Raw genomic sequence first — 18948 nt, 5'->3', positions numbered from 1 at the left:
TATGCATTCCATAGCGAATAAGTATTTATTCTTAAATCAGCGCCGTGAACTGTATAAACCACGCCGTGGAATGTGCAGACCACGCCTTGGTTTATACAGTTCACGGCATGGTTTATAGAATAGATGAGATAGCGATAAACTTTATATATAGGTAAACATACGTTTTATTCTAGATGAATCCGTTTGCGTTTTCGAGTAAACCAGCTACATTTGCCGGAAAGAATATCTAGATGAGGAAGTTCCTTTTATTGTGGTTGGTTGGGTTGATGTTGGTGCCTTCTGTGATGGCTGAGCGGAAAAAGGTTGGCTTGGTGCTGGGAGGCGGTGGGGCGAAAGGTGTCGCTCATATCGGGGTGTTGAAGGTATTGGAGGAGGCCGGCATCCCGATTGATTATATTGCCGGCACTAGTATGGGAGCTATCGTGGGGGGCTTATATTCCGTTGGATATAATGCTGCGGAAATCGATAGCATGGTGAGATTGCAGGACTGGAGTATGTTATTGAGCGACCGGGTGAAACGTAGTAGCCTTACTTTTCCGGAGAAAGAGAATTCCGAGCGTTATGTATTCTCACTCCCTTTTGGGCGGAGTAAAAAAGAGATAGCGATCCAAGGGATGATAAAAGGGCAAAATCTCCAGAACCTGTTCTCGAATCTAACGATCGGCTATCATGATTCCGTGGACTTCAATCAATTGAATATACCTTTCGCTTGTGTGGCGTTGAATGTGGTGGACGGCCAAGAATATGTTTTCCATCATGGAAGTCTTCCGTTGGCTATGCGTGCCAGTATGGCGATTCCTGCCGTGTTCGCACCGGTACGTTTGGATAGCATGGTGTTGGTAGATGGTGGGATCAAGAATAACTATCCGGCGGATGTCGCACGGGATATGGGGGCGGATATTATTATTGGCGTAGATCTGGGTACTAGCGACTTGAAACAGTTGGAGCGGATAAATACCCCTTGGGATATCGTAGGGCAGATCGTCGCCTTGCATGGTTATGAGAAATACGGACCGAATAAGGAACAGACCGATCTGTTGTTCCGCCCGAATACAGACCCTTATAATTCCGCTAGTTTTGGGGAGACGGCCTTGGATACCTTGATTGACCGGGGTGAGCAAGTCGCCCGCAAGCAATGGGATGAGATTCTTGCCTTAAAGAAGAAGATTGGTTTATCCGATAGTTCGGATATGCACCGAAAGAGATTAGTACATTCCTATCCGGTAGCCCCTACCGATACGTTTCATATCCGGCGTGTCTTGTTTGAAGGTATAGATCCTCGTGATGAGAAATGGTTGACGCAAATCAGCGGCTTGAAAGAGAATAGCTTGCTTACCGTGAAGAAATTGCAGGAAGCCATGTCTATTGTGATCGGTACAAACCTTTACTCGAATGTAAGCTATAAATTAGTCGGCGAGAGGCAGGAGGATTTGGTGCTTACGGTACAGGAAAAATCAAATAGCGCGATTAATGTGGGCCTGAATTTCAATAGCGAGGATATCGTCGCCCTATTGCTGAATGTGACTTTTGACAATCGGGCCCGTTACCATTCGAAGTTCTCCGTAACCGGGAGGATCGGGAAACGTATGTATGGGCGGGTGGACTATGCGATAGAGCGTAATCCATTGCGTAATATTAACCTGTCTTACATGTTCACGTACCATGACCTCGACGTGTATAACAGGGGAGATAAGATCGTAAATACGACGTATCGCCATCATTTCGTGGAACTCGGGTATTCGGATATGAACTGGCTGAATTTCAAGTTGAAGCTAGGAGCCCGTTATGAGTATTTCGATTATAACTCATTCCTTTATACGGCGGAAAACCAAAAGTATCAAGTAAAACCGGAAGGCTTTATCAGCTATTTCGCTCAAGCCCATCTGGAGACGTTGGATCGTCGTTACTTCCCGAGTAAAGGCGTTTCTCTGCAAGCGGATTATTCCATTTATACGGATAACTTCGTGACCTATAAAGGACATACATTCTTCTCCGCCTTGAAGCTCAGCTTCCTGTCGGTATTGCCGCTGACTTCCCATTTGAGCCTGTTACCTTCCATCGATGGGCGTGTGTTGATCGGGAAAGATCCGGCTTATCCCTTTTTGAATGTGGTGGGAGGCGATATGCCGGAACGGTATCTTCCCCAGCAACTCCCTTTCGCTGGGATCAACCATATGGAGATATTCGATAATTCCGTGGCGATTGTCCGCTTAAACTTGCGTCAGCGTATCGGGCAACGGCATTATATCTCTTTGATCGCTAATTATGCGATCCATGAGAATAATTTCTTCGATCTCTTCAAGGGAGAAAGCGTTTGGGGAGGTAGCATCGGTTATGCTTATAACAGTATAGTCGGTCCGATGAATACGAACTTTGGATTGTCGAACCGGAATAATAACCTGCAATTTTATCTGAATCTGGGTTACAGTTTCTAATATTTCTTACATTTGTAAGGATTAAAAATAGAAAGTTATGAATGAACAGATCATAGAGTTCTTGACAGAGTTGAGGAGCCATAACAATCGGGAATGGTTCCAAGACAATAAAAATCGTTACGATGCGCTACGTAAGGTTTTTATCGATGAGGTACAGGATTTAATCGGTCGTATCTCTTTATTCGATCCCGAGGTAGCCGGGTTGGAGGCGAAAGATTGTTTGTTCCGGATATACAGGGATATCCGTTTCTCTCCGGATAAGACTCCTTATAAATGTCATTTCGCCGCTTACATCTCCCAAGGTGGTCGTGCCAGCGAACGGGGTGGTTATTATATCCATCTGGAGCCGGGAGGTTGCTTGCTTTCCGGTGGTGTATGGTGCCCGCCACCTGCGCTATTAAAGAAACTTCGTCAGGATATATACGATCATATCGAGGAATTTACGGCTATTATCGAGGAACCTACATTTAAGAAAACATTTCCGGTGTTAGAGGGGGAGATGCTGAAACGCATGCCTGCCGGCTATCCAATGGATTCCCCTTATGGTTATATCATGAAGCATAAGGATTTCAGCGTGGTGTCTTATAAGCCGGATAATTTCTTTTACGCTAAGAATTGGATGGATAAGGCGGTGGATGACTTTAAATTGTTATTACCATTCAATCGTTTCTTAAACTATACGGTAGATGAATATCTAGGGAGAGTTTAAATCTCCCTAGCCTAAGGAAGTAGGGCTGTTAGTTTCTCCAGCTGCGTCTTTAACTCTTCTTGGGTCGCCTTATCGGTTTCTGTCCGGTAGGCCGCCTGTAAGTTGGGTAAGAAAGGTAAGTAATGGGTATCCGCTATATACCGGGCTGCCCGGATACGGACGGCGGGTGAAGCGTCATAAAGCAATCCTTGTACCCATCGTTTGGCGTCCCATGAATGGTGTGCTTCCAGCCAATCCAAGGCGGCAACCTTTTGCTCGCTTTCTCCGCTTAAAAGGATTTGAAAGGCTTTTTCTTCCTGCTTTAAATCATCGGTAGCCATTAATGATTCATGATTGAACAGGTCTGGACGTACGGCGGAGGATTGATAAGGGATAAAAGGCTTATTCAAGGTCCAACGTACCATCCGGGGGATCATCCACATCATGCCGGGAGTACCTTCGGGGTGGGCGATGGAACTAAAAACACGCCCTTTCCCGTAGTTATTGGCTACGAAGAATGGCTTACCGTTTGTCATATTAGCCGGGGCGTTTCCTTCCTCATGCACATCGCTTTCCATGATGGCAAGCGTGTTGCTTTGGATCGTATCAGCCGGATTGTTTATAAATACCGGTCCCTCATAGTAAATGACGAAACTCGTATCGCGGTCGGCTAATTCGGGGAATATCTTCTTACCCTCCTCGCATAAGGTGAATTTCGCTAATCCATGCCCTCGGTTGTCATGCTCGATGTCGATCGCTTGCTGTCCATTTAGCTGTATACAGGTGTAATCGGGAGTATTCGAGAATAGATAGGCTCCGGCACAGATCCCGACAGCCCCTTTACCTTTAGAGATGAAGTCCTTGATACGTTGTTGATTTAAGGTCCCTAGGTTTAAGTACTGACTTTTGCCACTTCCTCCCGGGATAATAATAGCGTCGATCGAATCGAGCACATTATTAGCTATATCTGCTGTAGTAATGGTACATACCTCCATTTCCGGGTCCAGCCGGATAGCGGCGACAGTTTCCCAAATACAGGTCTGTGCTCCTCCATGCCCATCGAATACACCCACCTTTATCGGTTGAGTACTAATCTCTTTTTTCGTGCTCTTGTTTTCCGGCACTGAGCACTGAACGCATAAAGCCAGATAGGCAAGAAATAAGATGGCGGTCGTTTTCATTTTACGGAGGATTTTAGGTTGTTATTGTTCTCGGGTATAAATCCACTTATCAACCGTATTCTTACTTTTATACCATTGTACATGTTTGCTATCTCCACTTACCCATTTCAATAGATCCGGATAGGCATCACCAATAAAAGCATGTTCCACAGGGTATTTGAAATCATCCGGTATCATTAAGGCCCATATGCAATTATCATTTGAGTAATAACGGTATCTGACCCCTTTGGGGGTATAGCTATAATTACGTTGGTGGATTTCCGTGCGTAAGACCTCTCCTTCCCGCTTTAATACGGTCGTGAAAAGATCGATGTCATCAATGGTCAAATCTTTTAAGGCACCGGCTGCGAACGAAAAGGTGATCAAACGTTCTTGCTTTCCCCTATATGGAAGGTCATTATCTGTATTAATCATTTCATGAAAAGAGAATAATCCATGTATATCATCCGATAGGGCATAAACCGGAGTCTCGGTTTCCGATTCTGGAGTCGTGGTCCAGCCATTTAACTCGGCTTTTTGGATGTCTTTGGACTTTATGCCGGGGAGATGGATGAAAGCTCCGGCCCGCTTAGTTCCGCCTAATGCACGGAAAGTCAGTTTTATATTGGCGAATTGTACATAATCGTCTTTCATGGAAGTTTCCATCTGGACTTTTATCACGGCATCATTAAAATCATAATCTCCGTAATTAGGGAAAGAGTCTTCTATTATAAATGTATAGGTGGAAGACACGCTTCGGGTCGGGGTACGGCTAACCGGAGTAGCGGTTGTTTCCTGCGATACGGCTAACGAATCGAAATCACAGACATTATCATTACCCGGTGTTAAGGTGACAGGAGCGGTAACTTGATATCCGGTAGGGGTCGTCAATTGTATGTAAACTTGATCCGACTCTCCCTTTGGATAGATAATTTTCTTATCGAAAAGCGTTTTCTTTGAGCAAACCCCGGTAGCGAGAAGATTCGCGTCTTGATCTTCCGGACTTTTATCAAATACTTCTACCAGATAATTATAGGTGCCATCATAGGGGTCGAAAGATTGTACGGTAAGGTGGGATATTTGTATCATCGACCAATCGAAATTAGAGGAAATTGTTACCTTTGAGAATGGATTAGTACCTTCTCCCGGAATTTTATCGGAAGGATCATATACATCCTTTGTACATCCTGAGAATAGGATAAAAAGAAAGGATGTGATAAATAGTTTCATTATTTGTCGCATGTCAAGAAATCAATTTGCATTCTACCTTCGCAAAGGTAAGGATATATTTATTAATCAATAGATTTTTAATTTATTAAAAAAGCGATGTTTAAAGTTTTCTTTTGAAAGTTACATCCGGCTGGTGGTAAATAATAGATATTTAAAAATCGGGAGAACTTACGATTTGGTTTACAATATGTCAGTAAACATGGGGGAATCGAAGGGAATGAAGGTCTTGAATGTGTTAAATATTGTGATATCGCTAACGATTTGTCACTTTACTTTTGGTGATTGTTGGGAAACTTCCTTACTTCGCGGTACAAAATGATAGTAACCTTATAAATTAAAATAGTATGAAGACATCAGTTTGGGGTAAAAGTATTCTTGCGCTAGTTTTTACTTTCATGTGTAGTTTAGCGATAAGCGCAGCGTCTCCTAAAGATTATCTATATGATACAAAAGAGGAGAATGGTAAGATTATCTCTAAAGTGGTATTCTTACAGGAAAACGGACTGTTGAACAAACAGGTAAGATATGAGTTCCTGTACAACGAGAACGGCAAGGTTTCCGAGAAGAAAGCGTTTCGTTGGGATCGGACAAACGACGAATGGGTTCCATTCTATCAGATCACTTATCAATATGATGATCAAAGTGGAGAGATAAAGACAAATTACGGTATGTGGGATAAGAAGAAGAAAAACTTTAGCTTAAATGTCCAGAACATGATTATCCCGAGTACTAATTACGAAGAAATTTTCTCATAATACATACTTTAAATTAAGACTTTCATAGACAAATAAGGGAAAGGGGCGATTTGGTATCGCCCCTTTTCTTGTTTTTATCAGATGATTTTCTCCAAATCTTTCAAATTGTTAGCTACTTCCTCATCCGTTACCTCATAGTTTGTTAGATCGCCGGATAGATATTGGTCGTAAGCGGCCATATCGATCAAGCCGTGGCCCGATAAGTTGAACAAGATCGTACGAGGTTTACCTTCGATTTTGGCTTGCTCTGCCTCATGGATAGCCGCGGCGATAGCGTGGGATGATTCCGGGGCCGGTATGATTCCTTCCGCTTGTGCGAATAAGGTAGCGGCCTTGAAGGTATCCAATTGCTTGATATCCACGGCGCTCATCAATTCGTCTTTCATCAACTGGCTGACGATGGAGCCGGCGCCATGATAACGCAAACCTCCCGCATGGATATTCGCTGGAGAGAAATTATGTCCCAACGTGAACATCGGGATTAATGGGGTATAGCCTGCCTCATCTCCGAAGTCATATTGGAATTGCCCTCTTGTAAGTTTCGGGCAAGATGCCGGTTCCGCCGCTATAACCCGGATATCCTTACCTTCCGTTAGTTTATGGCGCAGGAATGGGAATGTGATACCGGAGAAGTTGGAACCACCACCGAAACAACCGATAACGACATCGGGGTACTCGCCAGCCATTTCCATTTGTTTCTCAGCTTCCAGTCCGATAACGGTCTGATGCAGCATAACGTGGTTTAATACGCTACCTAATGTATATTTACAGTTCGGTGTCTGCATGGCCAGCTCTACCGCCTCGGAGATGGCGGTACCTAGACTACCTTGATAATTAGGATGGTCTGTCAAGATCTTACGTCCGGCTTTCGTACTCATACTCGGGGAGGCAACAACTTGTGCTCCGAAAGTCTGCATGATCGAACGACGGTAGGGCTTCTGGTGGTAACTAACCTTTACCATATAAACGGCAAGTTCCAAGCCGAAAGCTTTTGCCGCATAAGAAAGAGCGGCACCCCATTGTCCGGCGCCTGTCTCGGTCGTGATATTTGTCGTACCCTCTTGTTTACAATAATAAGCCTGAGCCAAGGCCGAATTCAACTTATGTGAACCGATCGGGCTTACACTCTCGTTCTTGAAATAGATATGAGCGGGCGTATCCAGCGCTTTTTCCAATCCGGTGGCACGAACCAACGGAGTCGGTCGCCATACCTTATAAAGCTCGCGTACTTCATCGGGGATCTCGATCCATGTGTCTGTCGTGTTCATTTCTTGATGAGAGACGCCTTTCGAGAATAGAGGATATAAATCTTCCTCCTTTAAGGGCTGTTTAGTTTGTGGATTTAAGATCGGCAGCGGTTTGTTCTTCATATCCGCTACGATATTATACCATGCCGTAGGTATATCTTTTTCTTCTAGCAAAAACTTTTTAGTACTCATTTTCTTTATCTGGTGTTTACAATATTAATCTAATTTGACCTTTAAGGCTTACAACTTGGAAGCAAAGGAACAAATAATATTTCGTTTCTTCAAATTGAATCCGTAAAAATATATACATTCGCGGCTTATAAGGTAAGAAAAATAACAAACTGAATTATAATGAGACGGATTACCCTGTTGCTCGTGGGGATGCTAGCCTTATTTTCTACGACAGCGCAAAGAAAAAACTTCACTTACAAATTCTACGGCTTCGTCCGTGGAGATCTTTTCTACAATTCCCGGGCTAATATGGCTCCGATCGATGGGAACTTTTATCTCTATCCTTTGGATAAGAGTTTTGATGCGGATGGCAAGGATTTGAACGCCACGCCGAATGGCAGTTTCTATACGTTCACTTCCCGCTTGGGCTTGGACGTGACGGGTCCCGATATCGGCAAGGCTCGTTCCTCCGCTAAGATAGAGACGGACTTTGGCGGTTTTTCCGGTAGTAATACGATGTTACGTATCCGGCAGGCATACGTAAACTTGGATTGGGGAAAATCGGCGGTATTAGTAGGGATCACGTGGCATCCCTTGTTTGGCGCCGTGATGCCGGATGTCTTGAATCTTTCCACCGGAGCGCCGTTCCAGCCTTTCAACCGTAGCCCTCAGATCCGTTACCAGTATAAGGCGAATAGCCGGGTACAATTGACGGCTTCCGTGTTGTGGCAATTACAATACCTTTCCAGCGGACCGAAAGGCATGAGCGAGGATTATATTAAGAATAGCTGCATTCCGGAGATGTTCGTGGGGGCGGATTTTACCCCTGCGGATGGTTGGTTGATGGGGCTCGGCGCTCATATGATCTCCTTGAAACCCCGTACTTCCACGGAATGGAAGGAGCAAACTTTTAAGGTGAACGAGCGAATGACCGCATTCTCTTACGAGGCACATTTGAAGTATAGCGGAAGAAACTATACCTTTGCGGCGAAAACCTTGATGGCCTCAGCCTTGGATCATACCGCTTTATTGGGCGGTTACGGGGTGAGCTCGGTGGACTCCCGTACGGGCGAGCAGGGATATACGCCTTTTCGCCATTCTACGACATGGGTGAATTTCGCCTACGGAACGAAATGGAGACCGGGAGTTTTCGTCGGATATACGAAGAATTTGGGAACCGGGAAGTCCTTGGTCTCAGCGGATAAGGTGTATGGTATGGGATTGGATATCGATCAATTAATAACCGTCAGCTTAAACGTATCGTATAATTTACCGCATTGGAAGTTCGGTTTCGAGTATTGTCCGGCGACAGCTTATTATGGCACGACCGACTTAGAGAGCGGACGTATCGAGCAAACACATGCGATAACGAATCATCGTATATTAGGTTTGATGATGTATTATTTTTAAAGATAGATTGACCGGAATGGAAATGAAACGCAACTTGCTTCTTTTGATCGGCCTATGTATGGCGGTATGCGTACAGGCGCAAAAGAAAAACTTCTCTTACAAATTTTACGGACAGGTACGTGGAGACTTGTTCTATAATTCCCGTGCGAATGCCGAGATCGTGGATGGTTTGTTCCACCTATATCCGAAGGACGTGGCGTTGGATGCGGATGGCAAGGACTTGAACGCTAGTCCGAACGGTAGTTTTTACCTGCTTTACTCCCGTTTGGGAATCGATGTACAAGGACCGAAGGTTGGTTCGGCCAAGACTTCCTTGAAACTGGAGGCCGATTTCCGGGGTTCGGGTAGCAATTGGGCGGTGCTCCGTATCCGTCATGCCTATGTGAATCTGGATTGGGGCAAGTCCGCTGTCTTGATCGGACAGACATGGCATCCGCTATTTGGCGAGGTCTTTCCACAGATGTTGAATCTTTCTACCGGCGCCCCGTTCCAGCCCTTTAACCGCAGCCCGCAAATTCGTTATCGTTATACGGACAATGGGTGGCAATTGACCGGGTCGGTTCTATGGCAGTTGCAATATCTATCGGCTGGACCGAACGGAAAGAGCGAGGAATATATCAAGAATAGTTGCGTGCCGGAAGTCTATCTCGGGGTGGATTATAAGAAACCCGGTTGGCAGGTAGGAGCCGGTATGGAAATCTTGTCGTTAGTGCCGAGAACGCAGAACGAGGTGGATGGCAAGATTTATAAAGTCAGCGAGCGGGTTTCTTCCGTATCCGGCGAGGCGCACGTGAAATATCAGGACGCGAATTGGTTGGTGATGGCGAAAACCTTGCTGGCTTCTAACTTGACGCAGACTTGTATGTTGGGTGGTTACGGCGTCACCTCTATCGACCCACGTACCGGCGAACAGGAATATTCGCCGTATCTCTTCTCTACTTCTTGGTTGAATATCGTGTACGGAAAGAAATGGAAACCGGGTTTGTTCTTAGGCTATTTGAAGAACTTGGGAGCGAATGAGGCACTGGTAGGCAAAACCTATGGCGTAGGTCTGGACGTAGATCAGGTATTTACGACCAACCTGCAACTTTCGTATAATCTTCCGCACTGGAAATTAGGTGTTGAATATAGCCCTTCCATCGCATGGTATGGCAATGTGGATTTGCAAGATGGCGGACGGATTCATGACACACATTCGATAACCAACCATCGGGTATTGGGCGTATTGATTTATACGTTTTGAGAAGGCATGGAGGAATTACGCTAAGCATAAAAAAGCGGGATAAGAGTATTCTCTTGATCCCGCTTCCACGTATATAGAATTTACAAAGTTGTCTGTTATTTGATATTACCCACCTTTAGCAAGTACTCGGCGATTTGTACGGCGTTCAAAGCGGCGCCTTTCTTGATCTGGTCGCTCACGGTCCAGAATGTCAAACCATTCGGGTTGCTGATATCCTTACGGATACGGCCTACGTAAACCGGATCGTGATCCGCTACGAACAACGGCATCGGATAATCCTTGTTTGCCGGTTCATCCTGCAATACCACACCCTCAGCCTCGGCGAAAGCCTTGCGAGCCTCTTCCACGCTGATCGGACGCTCTGTCTCTACCCAAGTAGATTCGCTATGCGCGCGCATAACCGGTACGCGAACACAAGTAGCGCTCACCTCGATATCCGAGTGCATGATCTTACGGGTCTCGTTATACATCTTCATCTCCTCTTTCGTATAGCCATTTTCCGTGAATACGTCTACGTGAGGGATTACGTTATATGCCAATTGATAAGCGAATTTCTCCACTGTAGGCTCCTCGCCCTTTAATAATTGCTCATATTGTTTTACCAACTCAGCCATAGCGGTAGCGCCTGCTCCACTGGCAGCTTGATAAGTAGATACGTGAACACGCTTGATATGAGATAAGTTCTCGATCGCCTTCAACGCTACAACCATCTGGATCGTGGTACAATTCGGGTTAGCGATCACTCCACGAGGACGATTCAAGGCATCCTCCGGGTTTACTTCCGGTACGACCAATGGAACATCCTCGTCCATACGGAACGCGCTGGAGTTATCGATCATCACCGTACCATGTTTCGTGATCGTCTTCTCAAATTCCTTGGAAGTACCACCTCCGGCTGAAACAAAAGCAACATCGATTCCCTTAAAGTCGTCGTTATGCTTCAGTTCCTTAACGGTATACTGTTTACCTCGAAAGGTATAAACACGTCCGGCACTACGAGATGAGCCAAAAAGTACCAGCTCATCCATCGGGAAGTTTCTCTGGTCGAGTACACGCAGGAACTCCTGTCCTACGGCTCCACTTACACCAACAATTGCTACTTTCATTTTGAGCACTGATTTAATTTGAATAATGTAAAATAGTTATAACTTTGCTGTCTGTAAAGGGCTTTCATATTTTTGCCTTTTGCGCCCTATTATTTACAGTTGTAACTTATTAGGGTGCAAAGATAGAGAAATTTATAACTAAAACGATATAGCTATGAAACAATTATTATTAATTCTTGCGTTTTTACTTCCGCTTTGCGCTTATCCCCAGTTAAAAGAACCGTTTAATGGACCGGAGATTACATCGGATAACCCTTGGACGGGTGATTTAGATTGCTTTGTGATTGAGAACGGATGGCTGGTCTCACGTGCGGATCCTACCCGGAAAAGTGTTTCCATAGAAACTCCTCTCGTTTATTCCGCTACAATGGAATGGGAATTTGAGATTCGGATGGATTTCAAACCAAGCGATCAAAACCATATCCGGCTACATGTTTATTTAGATGATCAGAGGATGCTTGGATTAAAAAACGATTATTATGTCCAAATCGGCAGTAATAAGAAAACGATAACTTTTCGGAAACATACCGCAACAGAGAAGAATCCAAAGATATTAATAGAGAAAGCGCTCGATGTCTTGTTGGGAGCCGTGGATTTGAAAGTGAAACTTACTTTAGAAAATCATAAGATATGGAACTTATATGTGCTAGAGAAGGGTAGGTTTGTCTTGATAGGGAGTTGTGAATCTGAAGTTTCTTCTTCATGTAAAGGGGGACAACTACGTTTTGAATGCCGCTATTCTAAAACTCGAGTAAATGATTTTGCGTGTAACTACATCATTATATCCGATAATATCTCGATCGAACCAGAGAAGCCGGATACTCCCGAAAAGCCAGAAGAACCCAATGAGCCCGATGAGCCGTTGGTTCTTCCGCGGCTTCTTGCTATCCAACCGATCACCGAGTCTGTTTTCCAATTACAATATAATCTTCCGGTGGATATCCGTGAGGCGATATTCTCTATATCGGGTATCGGTAATGCTTCTCGTATGACCTATGCGGATGATATGCGGATCTATGTGAATATCAGCTTTGATAAGGAGTTGAAGGTTGGTATGGGTTATGATTTGTTGTGCTCGGGGTTAATGGATCTTGAGGGAAATAAGATTCCGGAGAGTTCTACCGAGATTCGGTTAGAATATGAAGAAGAGCCCGACGTTCCGGAGGAACCGGAAGTGCCGGATACTCCTTCTTTCCCCGCCGGTAGTATCCGTATTAATGAGGTGATGGCTGATCCGAAAGGACAAAAGGCTTTTCCGGAAACGGAGTATGTGGAACTTTATAATACGACGGATAAGGCTATAGAGTTAAATGGTTGGTCATTCTTATATGGTAGTAAGCCAACGGTATTGACAGCTTTGCTCTTGGATGCGGATGGGTATGTCGTGCTTTATCGGTCCGGTAGGGATATACATATTGATGATGCGGGGCTGGATCTGCCCTTGGATAAATTCCCGGCGTCGTTGGTAAACACGGGGAAGGAGCTTGCTTTATTCGATCCTTCCGGTAAGGAGATCGACCGGATTGCCTATGAGAAAGCGAAAGTCGGTATCGCTTGGGAACGTTCTGAAACCGGCTTTCATTTATCAACGGATGAGCGAGGAGGCACGCCGGGTTCCGCGAACTCTTCTCCTGACGATGAACCAGAAGATCCAGATCGTCCGGACACTCCCCATAAACCGGGTATCCCCACGGACATTATAGTCTTACCCAATGAGATCGTTTTTAATGAGTTGTTGCCGAATCCTTACCCGGAAGGGAGTGAGTATATCGAGCTTTATAATCGTTCGGACCGGACATTGCCTTTGGCCGGACTGTCTGTTGCTACTCGTAAATCCGATGGTACATTGAGTTCGCATTATCCTTTATCTTCTATAGTCTCTCCGGTAGAACCACAAGATTATGTGTTGCTGACTAAAAGTATGGGAGGAGTGAGCGATTTTTATCTGATATCTTCGCCGGATGCTTTGCATGAATTAAAACTTCCGGTCTTGGCAAATACCTCCGCTACGTTAGTCCTGTTTCGTACAGAAGATGAGGTTATGATCGATGAGATTCGTTATTCCTCTAAATGGCATGCCCCATCCGTGAAAAACGAGAAGGGGATTGCCTTGGAGCGGATTAATCCTGATAGCGATACGCAGGATGAGATGAATTGGACCTCGGCTTCGGCCACGGCGGGATACGGTACGCCCGGCTATCGGAATTCCCAATATGGAAAGCAAGATGAAGGCGAGGTCACGGGCATAGAGTCTCCCGTTTATTCTGAGGCAACGAAGGAATATACGATCTCCTACCATCTTGATGAATCCGGCTATACCTGTCGAGCCTGGATATTTGATATCTCCGGAAGGCATATCAGTGAGGTGGTAAATCATGACTTATTAGGGATAGAAGGTGAATTGGCTTGGAACGGCCTTGCGGTGAATGGTTCCAAGGTGAGAACCGGCGTTTATATTTTCTATGCGGAACTTGTTCATCCTCAAGGACAGGTAAAACGATATAAGGAAGTGTTTTTAGTGAAATAAGTTCATTTGTGAAATAATATTAGTATTTTTGCTATGAGTAACTATAACGGTAACATTGAAAAAAGAAAAGCGGCTCAGGATTTAATGAAGAACAGAAGAGAAAATACTTCAAAGTATTTCTTCGATTTGTCAAAATTAACTTTTGCCGCTCTTGTATTGGGAGTAGGAAGCGCATTATTAAAATAGAGAAATATGTTATTAGCAGTATTCTTTACGGTTATTTCTATAATGGCGGCAGGTTTCTTGATATTCCTGTATACCCCTCGTGGTAAACGCTGGCTAAGAGATGAGTTTTAATCATTGATATACATCTTTATACCACTCAAGATCCTTGTACCACTCATTTAGTTTGGGCAAGGCTTCTTGGGGGACATAGATAGATAGGCCGCTATATTTATTGACCGGCAGATAGCTTCCATACGGATACGGATAAGCGTAAACCGCCTTGAGTGTAGTAGCCTTGTAAATAACCGCCTTTTCCATGCTCCGCTTGAATGCGTTATATTGCTCTTCCGTGGCCAGACGGCTCACGTAATCATCAAAATCATATAAGGCATGATAATTCGGCGTCAAATACTCCATGATCTGCAATTCGCTAACGGGTACGGCGAAAAGATCACTTTCCGTCTTATCATGGAATAGGGTACGGCAAGTAGCGGCCAATTCATCCAACTCATCGCTTTTCATGACCGAGATCGTTCCTGCCTCACTTTGATAATACGTATAAAACTTTGTCGCTATCCCCACCACATCAGCTTCTTTCTTGAACATATCCCCCATTATCGATTGATAAGGGAAGCCGTTCGCCAATATCTCCGTTGGCGAGCCGATAATATAATCCGCACATTCCCGGAAAGCGTAAGCTACCTCGGCACACGACATATAACAAGCGTCGAACAAAATAAAATCAAAATGATACTTCGATAAAGCGGAGGCCAAATCATTGATCTCCATGAAATTATTCTTCCCATCCTGCCCGAAAGAACGCAGATAGCTATAGATATCCGAAGGTAGCCATCCCGTTCCGTGACTCCACAGCACCAACCCGTAACTATCCGCCGGATATTCCTTTTGTACCTTGTCGATTATTTGCGTCAGCGTCTCGGTAGAGGCCGAGTTCTGGTTCGAGTCGTAGGTCTCGAGCACGATCTGCCGGATGGTATCCGCTTCCACTTTTAATTGGAAAAGCTGGGGAGCCTCGTTCTGCTTATCCGTATAGATCAATAAATTGCCGTTGTTCAATCCATCTCGCTCAATCCCTTTCTTTATCGCCCTCAGGTTTTGGCTCACGTATCCACTCAAGCTATTATCTCCTGCGAAATAGATAAGAACCGTACGAGGGGCGGTAGTAGGGATAACGACCTCCTCTTTATCGCAAGCGACAAACGAAAGGAGTGACAGGAGAAAAATCACGATATATTTAGCCTTCATGAGTCATATTCTGGATTTATCTTGCAAAGATAACGTTTTCCGTTTGTAAATCGTGGATATTATATAAGTTAACGTACGAATGAACTGATAAATATTATCTATATTTGTACGGTTTTGTCTCTTAAATAAACAAACCTAATGAACCGGGAGATATGAATAAACTATATTTACTGTTAGTATTTCTTTTGCCAACTTTTATAGATATTCAAGGACAGGTCGTGGCCGTGAAGACCAATGTGCTTTATGACGCGATCACTACGCCGAACATAGGGGCGGAGGTCGCTTTCAACAAGCATTGGTCCGTTGAGGCATCGGGGTATTATAACGGTTGGACATTCTCGAGCGATAAGTCATTTAAGCATTGGATGATACAGCCCGAGGCGCGTTACTGGATACACGAGCGTTTCAACGGACATTTCTTCGGGGTTCATGCCCAGTATATAGATTACGATTTCGCCGGTTTGAAGCTCCTGTATGGGATGGAGAAAAAGAATAGTTATAACGGTAACGCTTATGGCGGCGGTATCTCTTATGGTTATCAGTTATACGTGTCGCCCCGTTGGAACGTGGAGTTCACGGCGGGTTTCGGATACTTGCATTTCGAATATGATAAGTACGCTTTTCCTAGAGGAGATGCGCCTATCGGCAAGTTCCGCAACGAGTATTGGGGATTAACAAAGGCGGGTATCAGTATCGTTTACATCATCAAATAAAGAGATAAATCTATGAAGACATTCATTTATATATGCTTGTATATATGCTTGCTTGTGATCGGCCTTGTTCTTCCGGCAGGAGCGCAGGTACCTATACAATCTTACCGGGGGCAAGTCTCCGTGAAGCAAAACCGCATCGAGCGGGAGGGCAACTCCTTGCGTCTAGACCTAACGATCAGTGTCTGCGGACTCTCCGTGGGACGATATCAAACCCTGTCCTTGATGCCGATGTTGCGTAGCGACAGAGATTCCGTAGTTATGGCCCCGGTAGTACTAAACGGGGTAAACAAGCAAAAAATGTTCGACCGTACCTTAGTTTTCGAAGGCAAGAAAGCCGCCGATGGCGACGCTTATACGGTAATCAAGAACACCCCGGAACTGATCCGTGAAATCCCCTATGAACTATCTATCCCATACCAGCCATGGATGAAGAACGCCGCGTTGATATTGGTTGGGGAGTTGGATAATTATGAAGGTGCGCCATTACGAACATTCGTAAACGTATTGACAGAACATTTGGACATTCCGTAAAATGGTTTTTAACGCATTCCGTTATCCTGTAAGTACTGTCGAATAAGCGTAGGCGGTAGACTTGGGTATGGGCTTGTGCCTGCAATGTGTTCTGTATCTTTCGCTATGTTTCAGTGTTGAAAAATAGGTCGATGCCATATTCGTACATTTCTTGTACTTCTGTGTCACTGGCTCTTTTCACGAAAGTTTCCCCATTCCTGAAGTCAACTAGGTAAATGGCAAGTTGGTCACTCGGTAATTCCAGAAAGTCGTTAACCACATAAGGACTGTGTGTCGTTATAAAAAACTGGTTTCTGTCCGATTGGATAATATCCTGCGTTACCTTTGATATGAAAGGAGGGTATGAGTGGGCTTCCGGTTCTTCAAAAACTAATGCGGACTCACTGTTACTTTCAATAGCCGCTTTGTAGAAAATCATACGCTGCAGGGTATCGGCTATGGAATGAAATGGAATTAAAAATATCTCTCCCGGTTTCTTTTCTTTCATTACTTTAATCTCCTGGCTATTGGTATCGAAGACATATTTCAAGCCATAGTCGTTGAAAATAGTTCTTAATTCTTCTTTCAACTTGGGCATCATGGAAACGATATTCATCAAATTGCTTCCTCCCGGAGGTAATAGGAAAGGGATCGGTAATTTCTCCTTATCGAATGCTGGTGGATAGAGATAGCATTTGAAAGGATTTGCAGGTTTTCATATTTTCGGATTATGTTAAAGATTCCATATTCTGAAAAACAATCTATCCATGTGTATGTTTTCTTTTAAAGAATATGAATCAATAATTTGATTATCATGAAGATTTTAATAATAGTTACTAGCACAGGGACTTTTGCCAATGGGAAACTCGCGACCGGATTATGGCTTAGTGAGTTTACTCATATCTATCATAGTGCAAAAGAAAGCGGCTATGACATAACGGTAGCCAATCCTAAAGGAGGTTATACTCCCATTGATCCCGAAAGTTTAAAAGCAATTTTTTTAGATGAAATGTCCGAAAAGTATTGGGAAAAGCCAGAATTCAAAAAGCTGTTGGATCATGCAAACAGTTTGGATAACCTGTTGGAACAACAGTTTGATTGTGTCTATTTAGCCGGCGGACACGGTGCGATGTATGACTTTCCTGACAATGAAGCTTTAAAGACTATCGTAAGGAAACAGGATGAAAGTGGGAGGATAGTGTCGGCCATCTGCCACGGGGTCAGTGGGTTGTTGAATGTCAAACTATCCAATGGCGAATATATGATTAAAGGCAAAAAGCTGACGGGATTCAGTTGGTTTGAGGAAAGTCTTGCCAGAAGAAAAGAAGACGTGCCTTTTGATCTTGAAGCGTTGTTGAAAGAGAGAGGAGCGGATTATGAAAAAGCATTGATACCTATGACTTCAAAAGTAGTTGTAGATAATAATCTGATTACTGGGCAGGACCCGTTCAGTTCTAAAGAAATGGCGAAGGTCGTTATGCGGCAATTAAATAAAGCACAATAATAAATGGCTGAAGTAATCAGCTGGGAATAAATGTTTAATTCAAATCAGTATCATTATGAATTTAGATGAAGTCCTTCATCATCGTCGTTCTGTACGGGTGTATGATAAAGAAAAACCAATAGATACGGAAAAGGTAAAACATTGTTTGGAACTGGCTACATTGGCTCCTAACAGTTCTGATATGCAATTATGGGAATTTTACCATATTACAGAACCTGAATTATTGGCAAAAATTTCAAGGGACTGCCTTGGTCAGAAAGCGGCTTCTACCGCTTCACAAATTGTCATTTTTGTGGTTCGGCGTGACTGGTACAAGAAACATGCGCGATTCGTACTCAATTTTGAACGGGAGAACATTCGTCATTACAGTCCTAAAGAACGTCAGGCCAAACGTATTAAGGATCGGGAAATATATTACGGTATATTGATGCCCTTTGTTTATGCCCGGTTCTTCGGTATTCTCGGATTGCTTAGGAAATTGTTGGCTAATATAATCAGTATTTTCCGTCCTATGATGCTTGAAGTTTCCGAGAATGACATACGTGTGACAGCCCATAAATCCTGTGCGCTTGCCGCACAAACGTTTATGATTGCGATGGCAAACGAAGGCTATGACACGTGCCCCTTAGAAGGGCTGGACAGCCGTCGGCTAAAAAGGACATTGAAACTACCTCATGGTGCTGAAATAAACATGGCTATTCCTTGTGGGATACGGGATGGAAATAAAGGCATTTGGGGGGAACGTTGCAGAGTACCTTTTGAAGATGTTTATCGTAAACTTTAAGGCTTCCTTTTTTAAGGCTGGAATTTTCACTCAC

The 18948-nt window shown here is 44.2% G+C and carries 17 protein-coding genes; 11 read left to right on the top strand and 6 right to left on the bottom strand.

All coding sequences use genetic code 11. From position 1 onward, the window contains the following. Nucleotides 1-230: 230 nt before the first annotated feature. Nucleotides 231-2435: a patatin-like phospholipase family protein gene (locus CI959_RS06475; RefSeq protein WP_005859959.1), complete on the top strand. Its 2205-nt coding sequence runs from the start codon at nt 231-233 to the stop codon at nt 2433-2435. Between the two features lie 37 nt (nt 2436-2472). Beyond that, nucleotides 2473-3144: a DUF2461 domain-containing protein gene (locus CI959_RS06470; RefSeq protein ID WP_005859957.1), complete on the top strand. Its 672-nt coding sequence runs from the start codon at nt 2473-2475 to the stop codon at nt 3142-3144. A gap of 11 nt (nt 3145-3155) precedes the next feature. Here the strand turns inward: CI959_RS06470 and CI959_RS06465 are convergent, their stop codons facing one another. Both CI959_RS06465 and CI959_RS06460 read right to left on the bottom strand, forming a co-directional pair. Then, entirely contained in the window at nt 3156-4304 is a 1149-nt protein-coding gene (locus tag CI959_RS06465) for a BPL-N domain-containing protein (RefSeq protein ID WP_005859955.1), read from the bottom strand. Nucleotides 4305-4325: 21 nt separating this feature from the next. Beyond that, a complete protein-coding gene (locus tag CI959_RS06460) occupies nt 4326-5525 on the bottom strand; it encodes an LruC domain-containing protein (protein ID WP_022192365.1) in 1200 nt (399 codons plus the stop codon). Nucleotides 5526-5857: 332 nt separating this feature from the next. Here CI959_RS06460 and CI959_RS06455 point away from each other — a divergent pair, with 332 nt between their 5' ends. Continuing rightward, a complete protein-coding gene (locus CI959_RS06455; protein WP_057316251.1) occupies nt 5858-6268 on the top strand; it encodes a DUF3836 domain-containing protein in 411 nt (136 codons plus the stop codon). A 77-nt stretch (nt 6269-6345) separates the two neighbouring features. Here CI959_RS06455 and CI959_RS06450 read toward each other — a convergent pair whose 3' ends face one another. Then, a complete protein-coding gene (locus tag CI959_RS06450) occupies nt 6346-7707 on the bottom strand; it encodes a TrpB-like pyridoxal phosphate-dependent enzyme (RefSeq protein ID WP_005859947.1) in 1362 nt (453 codons plus the stop codon). Between the two features lie 159 nt (nt 7708-7866). Between CI959_RS06450 and CI959_RS06445 the strand changes: the two genes are divergently transcribed. Together CI959_RS06445 and CI959_RS06440 are read left to right on the top strand one after the other, a co-directional pair. After that, on the top strand, nt 7867-9096 hold the full coding sequence (locus tag CI959_RS06445) for a DcaP family trimeric outer membrane transporter (RefSeq protein ID WP_005859945.1): 1230 nt from the start codon (nt 7867-7869) through the stop codon (nt 9094-9096). A gap of 22 nt (nt 9097-9118) precedes the next feature. Beyond that, nucleotides 9119-10339: a DcaP family trimeric outer membrane transporter gene (locus CI959_RS06440; RefSeq protein ID WP_029257155.1), complete on the top strand. Its 1221-nt coding sequence runs from the start codon at nt 9119-9121 to the stop codon at nt 10337-10339. A 95-nt stretch (nt 10340-10434) separates the two neighbouring features. Here the strand turns inward: CI959_RS06440 and CI959_RS06435 are convergent, their stop codons facing one another. Further along, nucleotides 10435-11445 carry an aspartate-semialdehyde dehydrogenase gene (locus CI959_RS06435; RefSeq protein WP_005859941.1) on the bottom strand — a complete coding sequence of 337 codons (1011 nt, stop codon included), beginning with the start codon at nt 11443-11445 and terminating at the stop codon, nt 10435-10437. Nucleotides 11446-11599: 154 nt separating this feature from the next. Between CI959_RS06435 and CI959_RS06430 the strand changes: the two genes are divergently transcribed. Then, the gene (locus tag CI959_RS06430) at nt 11600-13972 is read left to right on the top strand and encodes a lamin tail domain-containing protein (RefSeq protein ID WP_057316254.1); all 2373 of its coding nucleotides are present in this window, start codon (nt 11600-11602) and stop codon (nt 13970-13972) included. A gap of 33 nt (nt 13973-14005) precedes the next feature. Continuing rightward, nucleotides 14006-14158: a hypothetical protein gene (locus CI959_RS21485; protein WP_008778811.1), complete on the top strand. Its 153-nt coding sequence runs from the start codon at nt 14006-14008 to the stop codon at nt 14156-14158. 111 nt (nt 14159-14269) lie between these two features. On the opposite strand, the gene CI959_RS06425 is transcribed toward CI959_RS21485, so the two are convergent. Further along, a complete protein-coding gene (locus CI959_RS06425; protein WP_057316256.1) occupies nt 14270-15403 on the bottom strand; it encodes a clostripain-related cysteine peptidase in 1134 nt (377 codons plus the stop codon). A 152-nt stretch (nt 15404-15555) separates the two neighbouring features. Between CI959_RS06425 and CI959_RS06420 the strand changes: the two genes are divergently transcribed. Continuing rightward, nucleotides 15556-16116 (top strand): DUF3575 domain-containing protein, encoded by a 561-nt coding sequence (locus tag CI959_RS06420; RefSeq protein WP_011967247.1) that lies wholly within the window; start codon nt 15556-15558, stop codon nt 16114-16116. A 12-nt stretch (nt 16117-16128) separates the two neighbouring features. Continuing rightward, the gene (locus CI959_RS06415) at nt 16129-16647 is read left to right on the top strand and encodes a DUF3868 domain-containing protein (protein WP_011967248.1); all 519 of its coding nucleotides are present in this window, start codon (nt 16129-16131) and stop codon (nt 16645-16647) included. A gap of 103 nt (nt 16648-16750) precedes the next feature. Here the strand turns inward: CI959_RS06415 and CI959_RS06410 are convergent, their stop codons facing one another. Beyond that, nucleotides 16751-17278: an AAA family ATPase gene (locus tag CI959_RS06410; RefSeq protein WP_333559338.1), complete on the bottom strand. Its 528-nt coding sequence runs from the start codon at nt 17276-17278 to the stop codon at nt 16751-16753. A 162-nt stretch (nt 17279-17440) separates the two neighbouring features. On the opposite strand from CI959_RS06410, the gene CI959_RS06405 reads away from it, so the two are divergent. Next, complete coding sequence (locus tag CI959_RS06405; RefSeq protein ID WP_057316258.1) at nt 17441-18130, top strand: type 1 glutamine amidotransferase domain-containing protein; 690 nt, start codon at nt 17441-17443, stop codon at nt 18128-18130. Nucleotides 18131-18185: 55 nt separating this feature from the next. Further along, nucleotides 18186-18914: a nitroreductase family protein gene (locus tag CI959_RS06400; RefSeq protein WP_005859925.1), complete on the top strand. Its 729-nt coding sequence runs from the start codon at nt 18186-18188 to the stop codon at nt 18912-18914. The last annotated feature ends 34 nt before the right edge of the window (nt 18915-18948 follow it).

The organism is Parabacteroides sp. AT13, from assembly GCF_002272965.1.
Classification (GTDB): domain Bacteria; phylum Bacteroidota; class Bacteroidia; order Bacteroidales; family Tannerellaceae; genus Parabacteroides; species Parabacteroides distasonis.
This window is presented reverse-complemented; position numbering and strand designations above follow the sequence as displayed.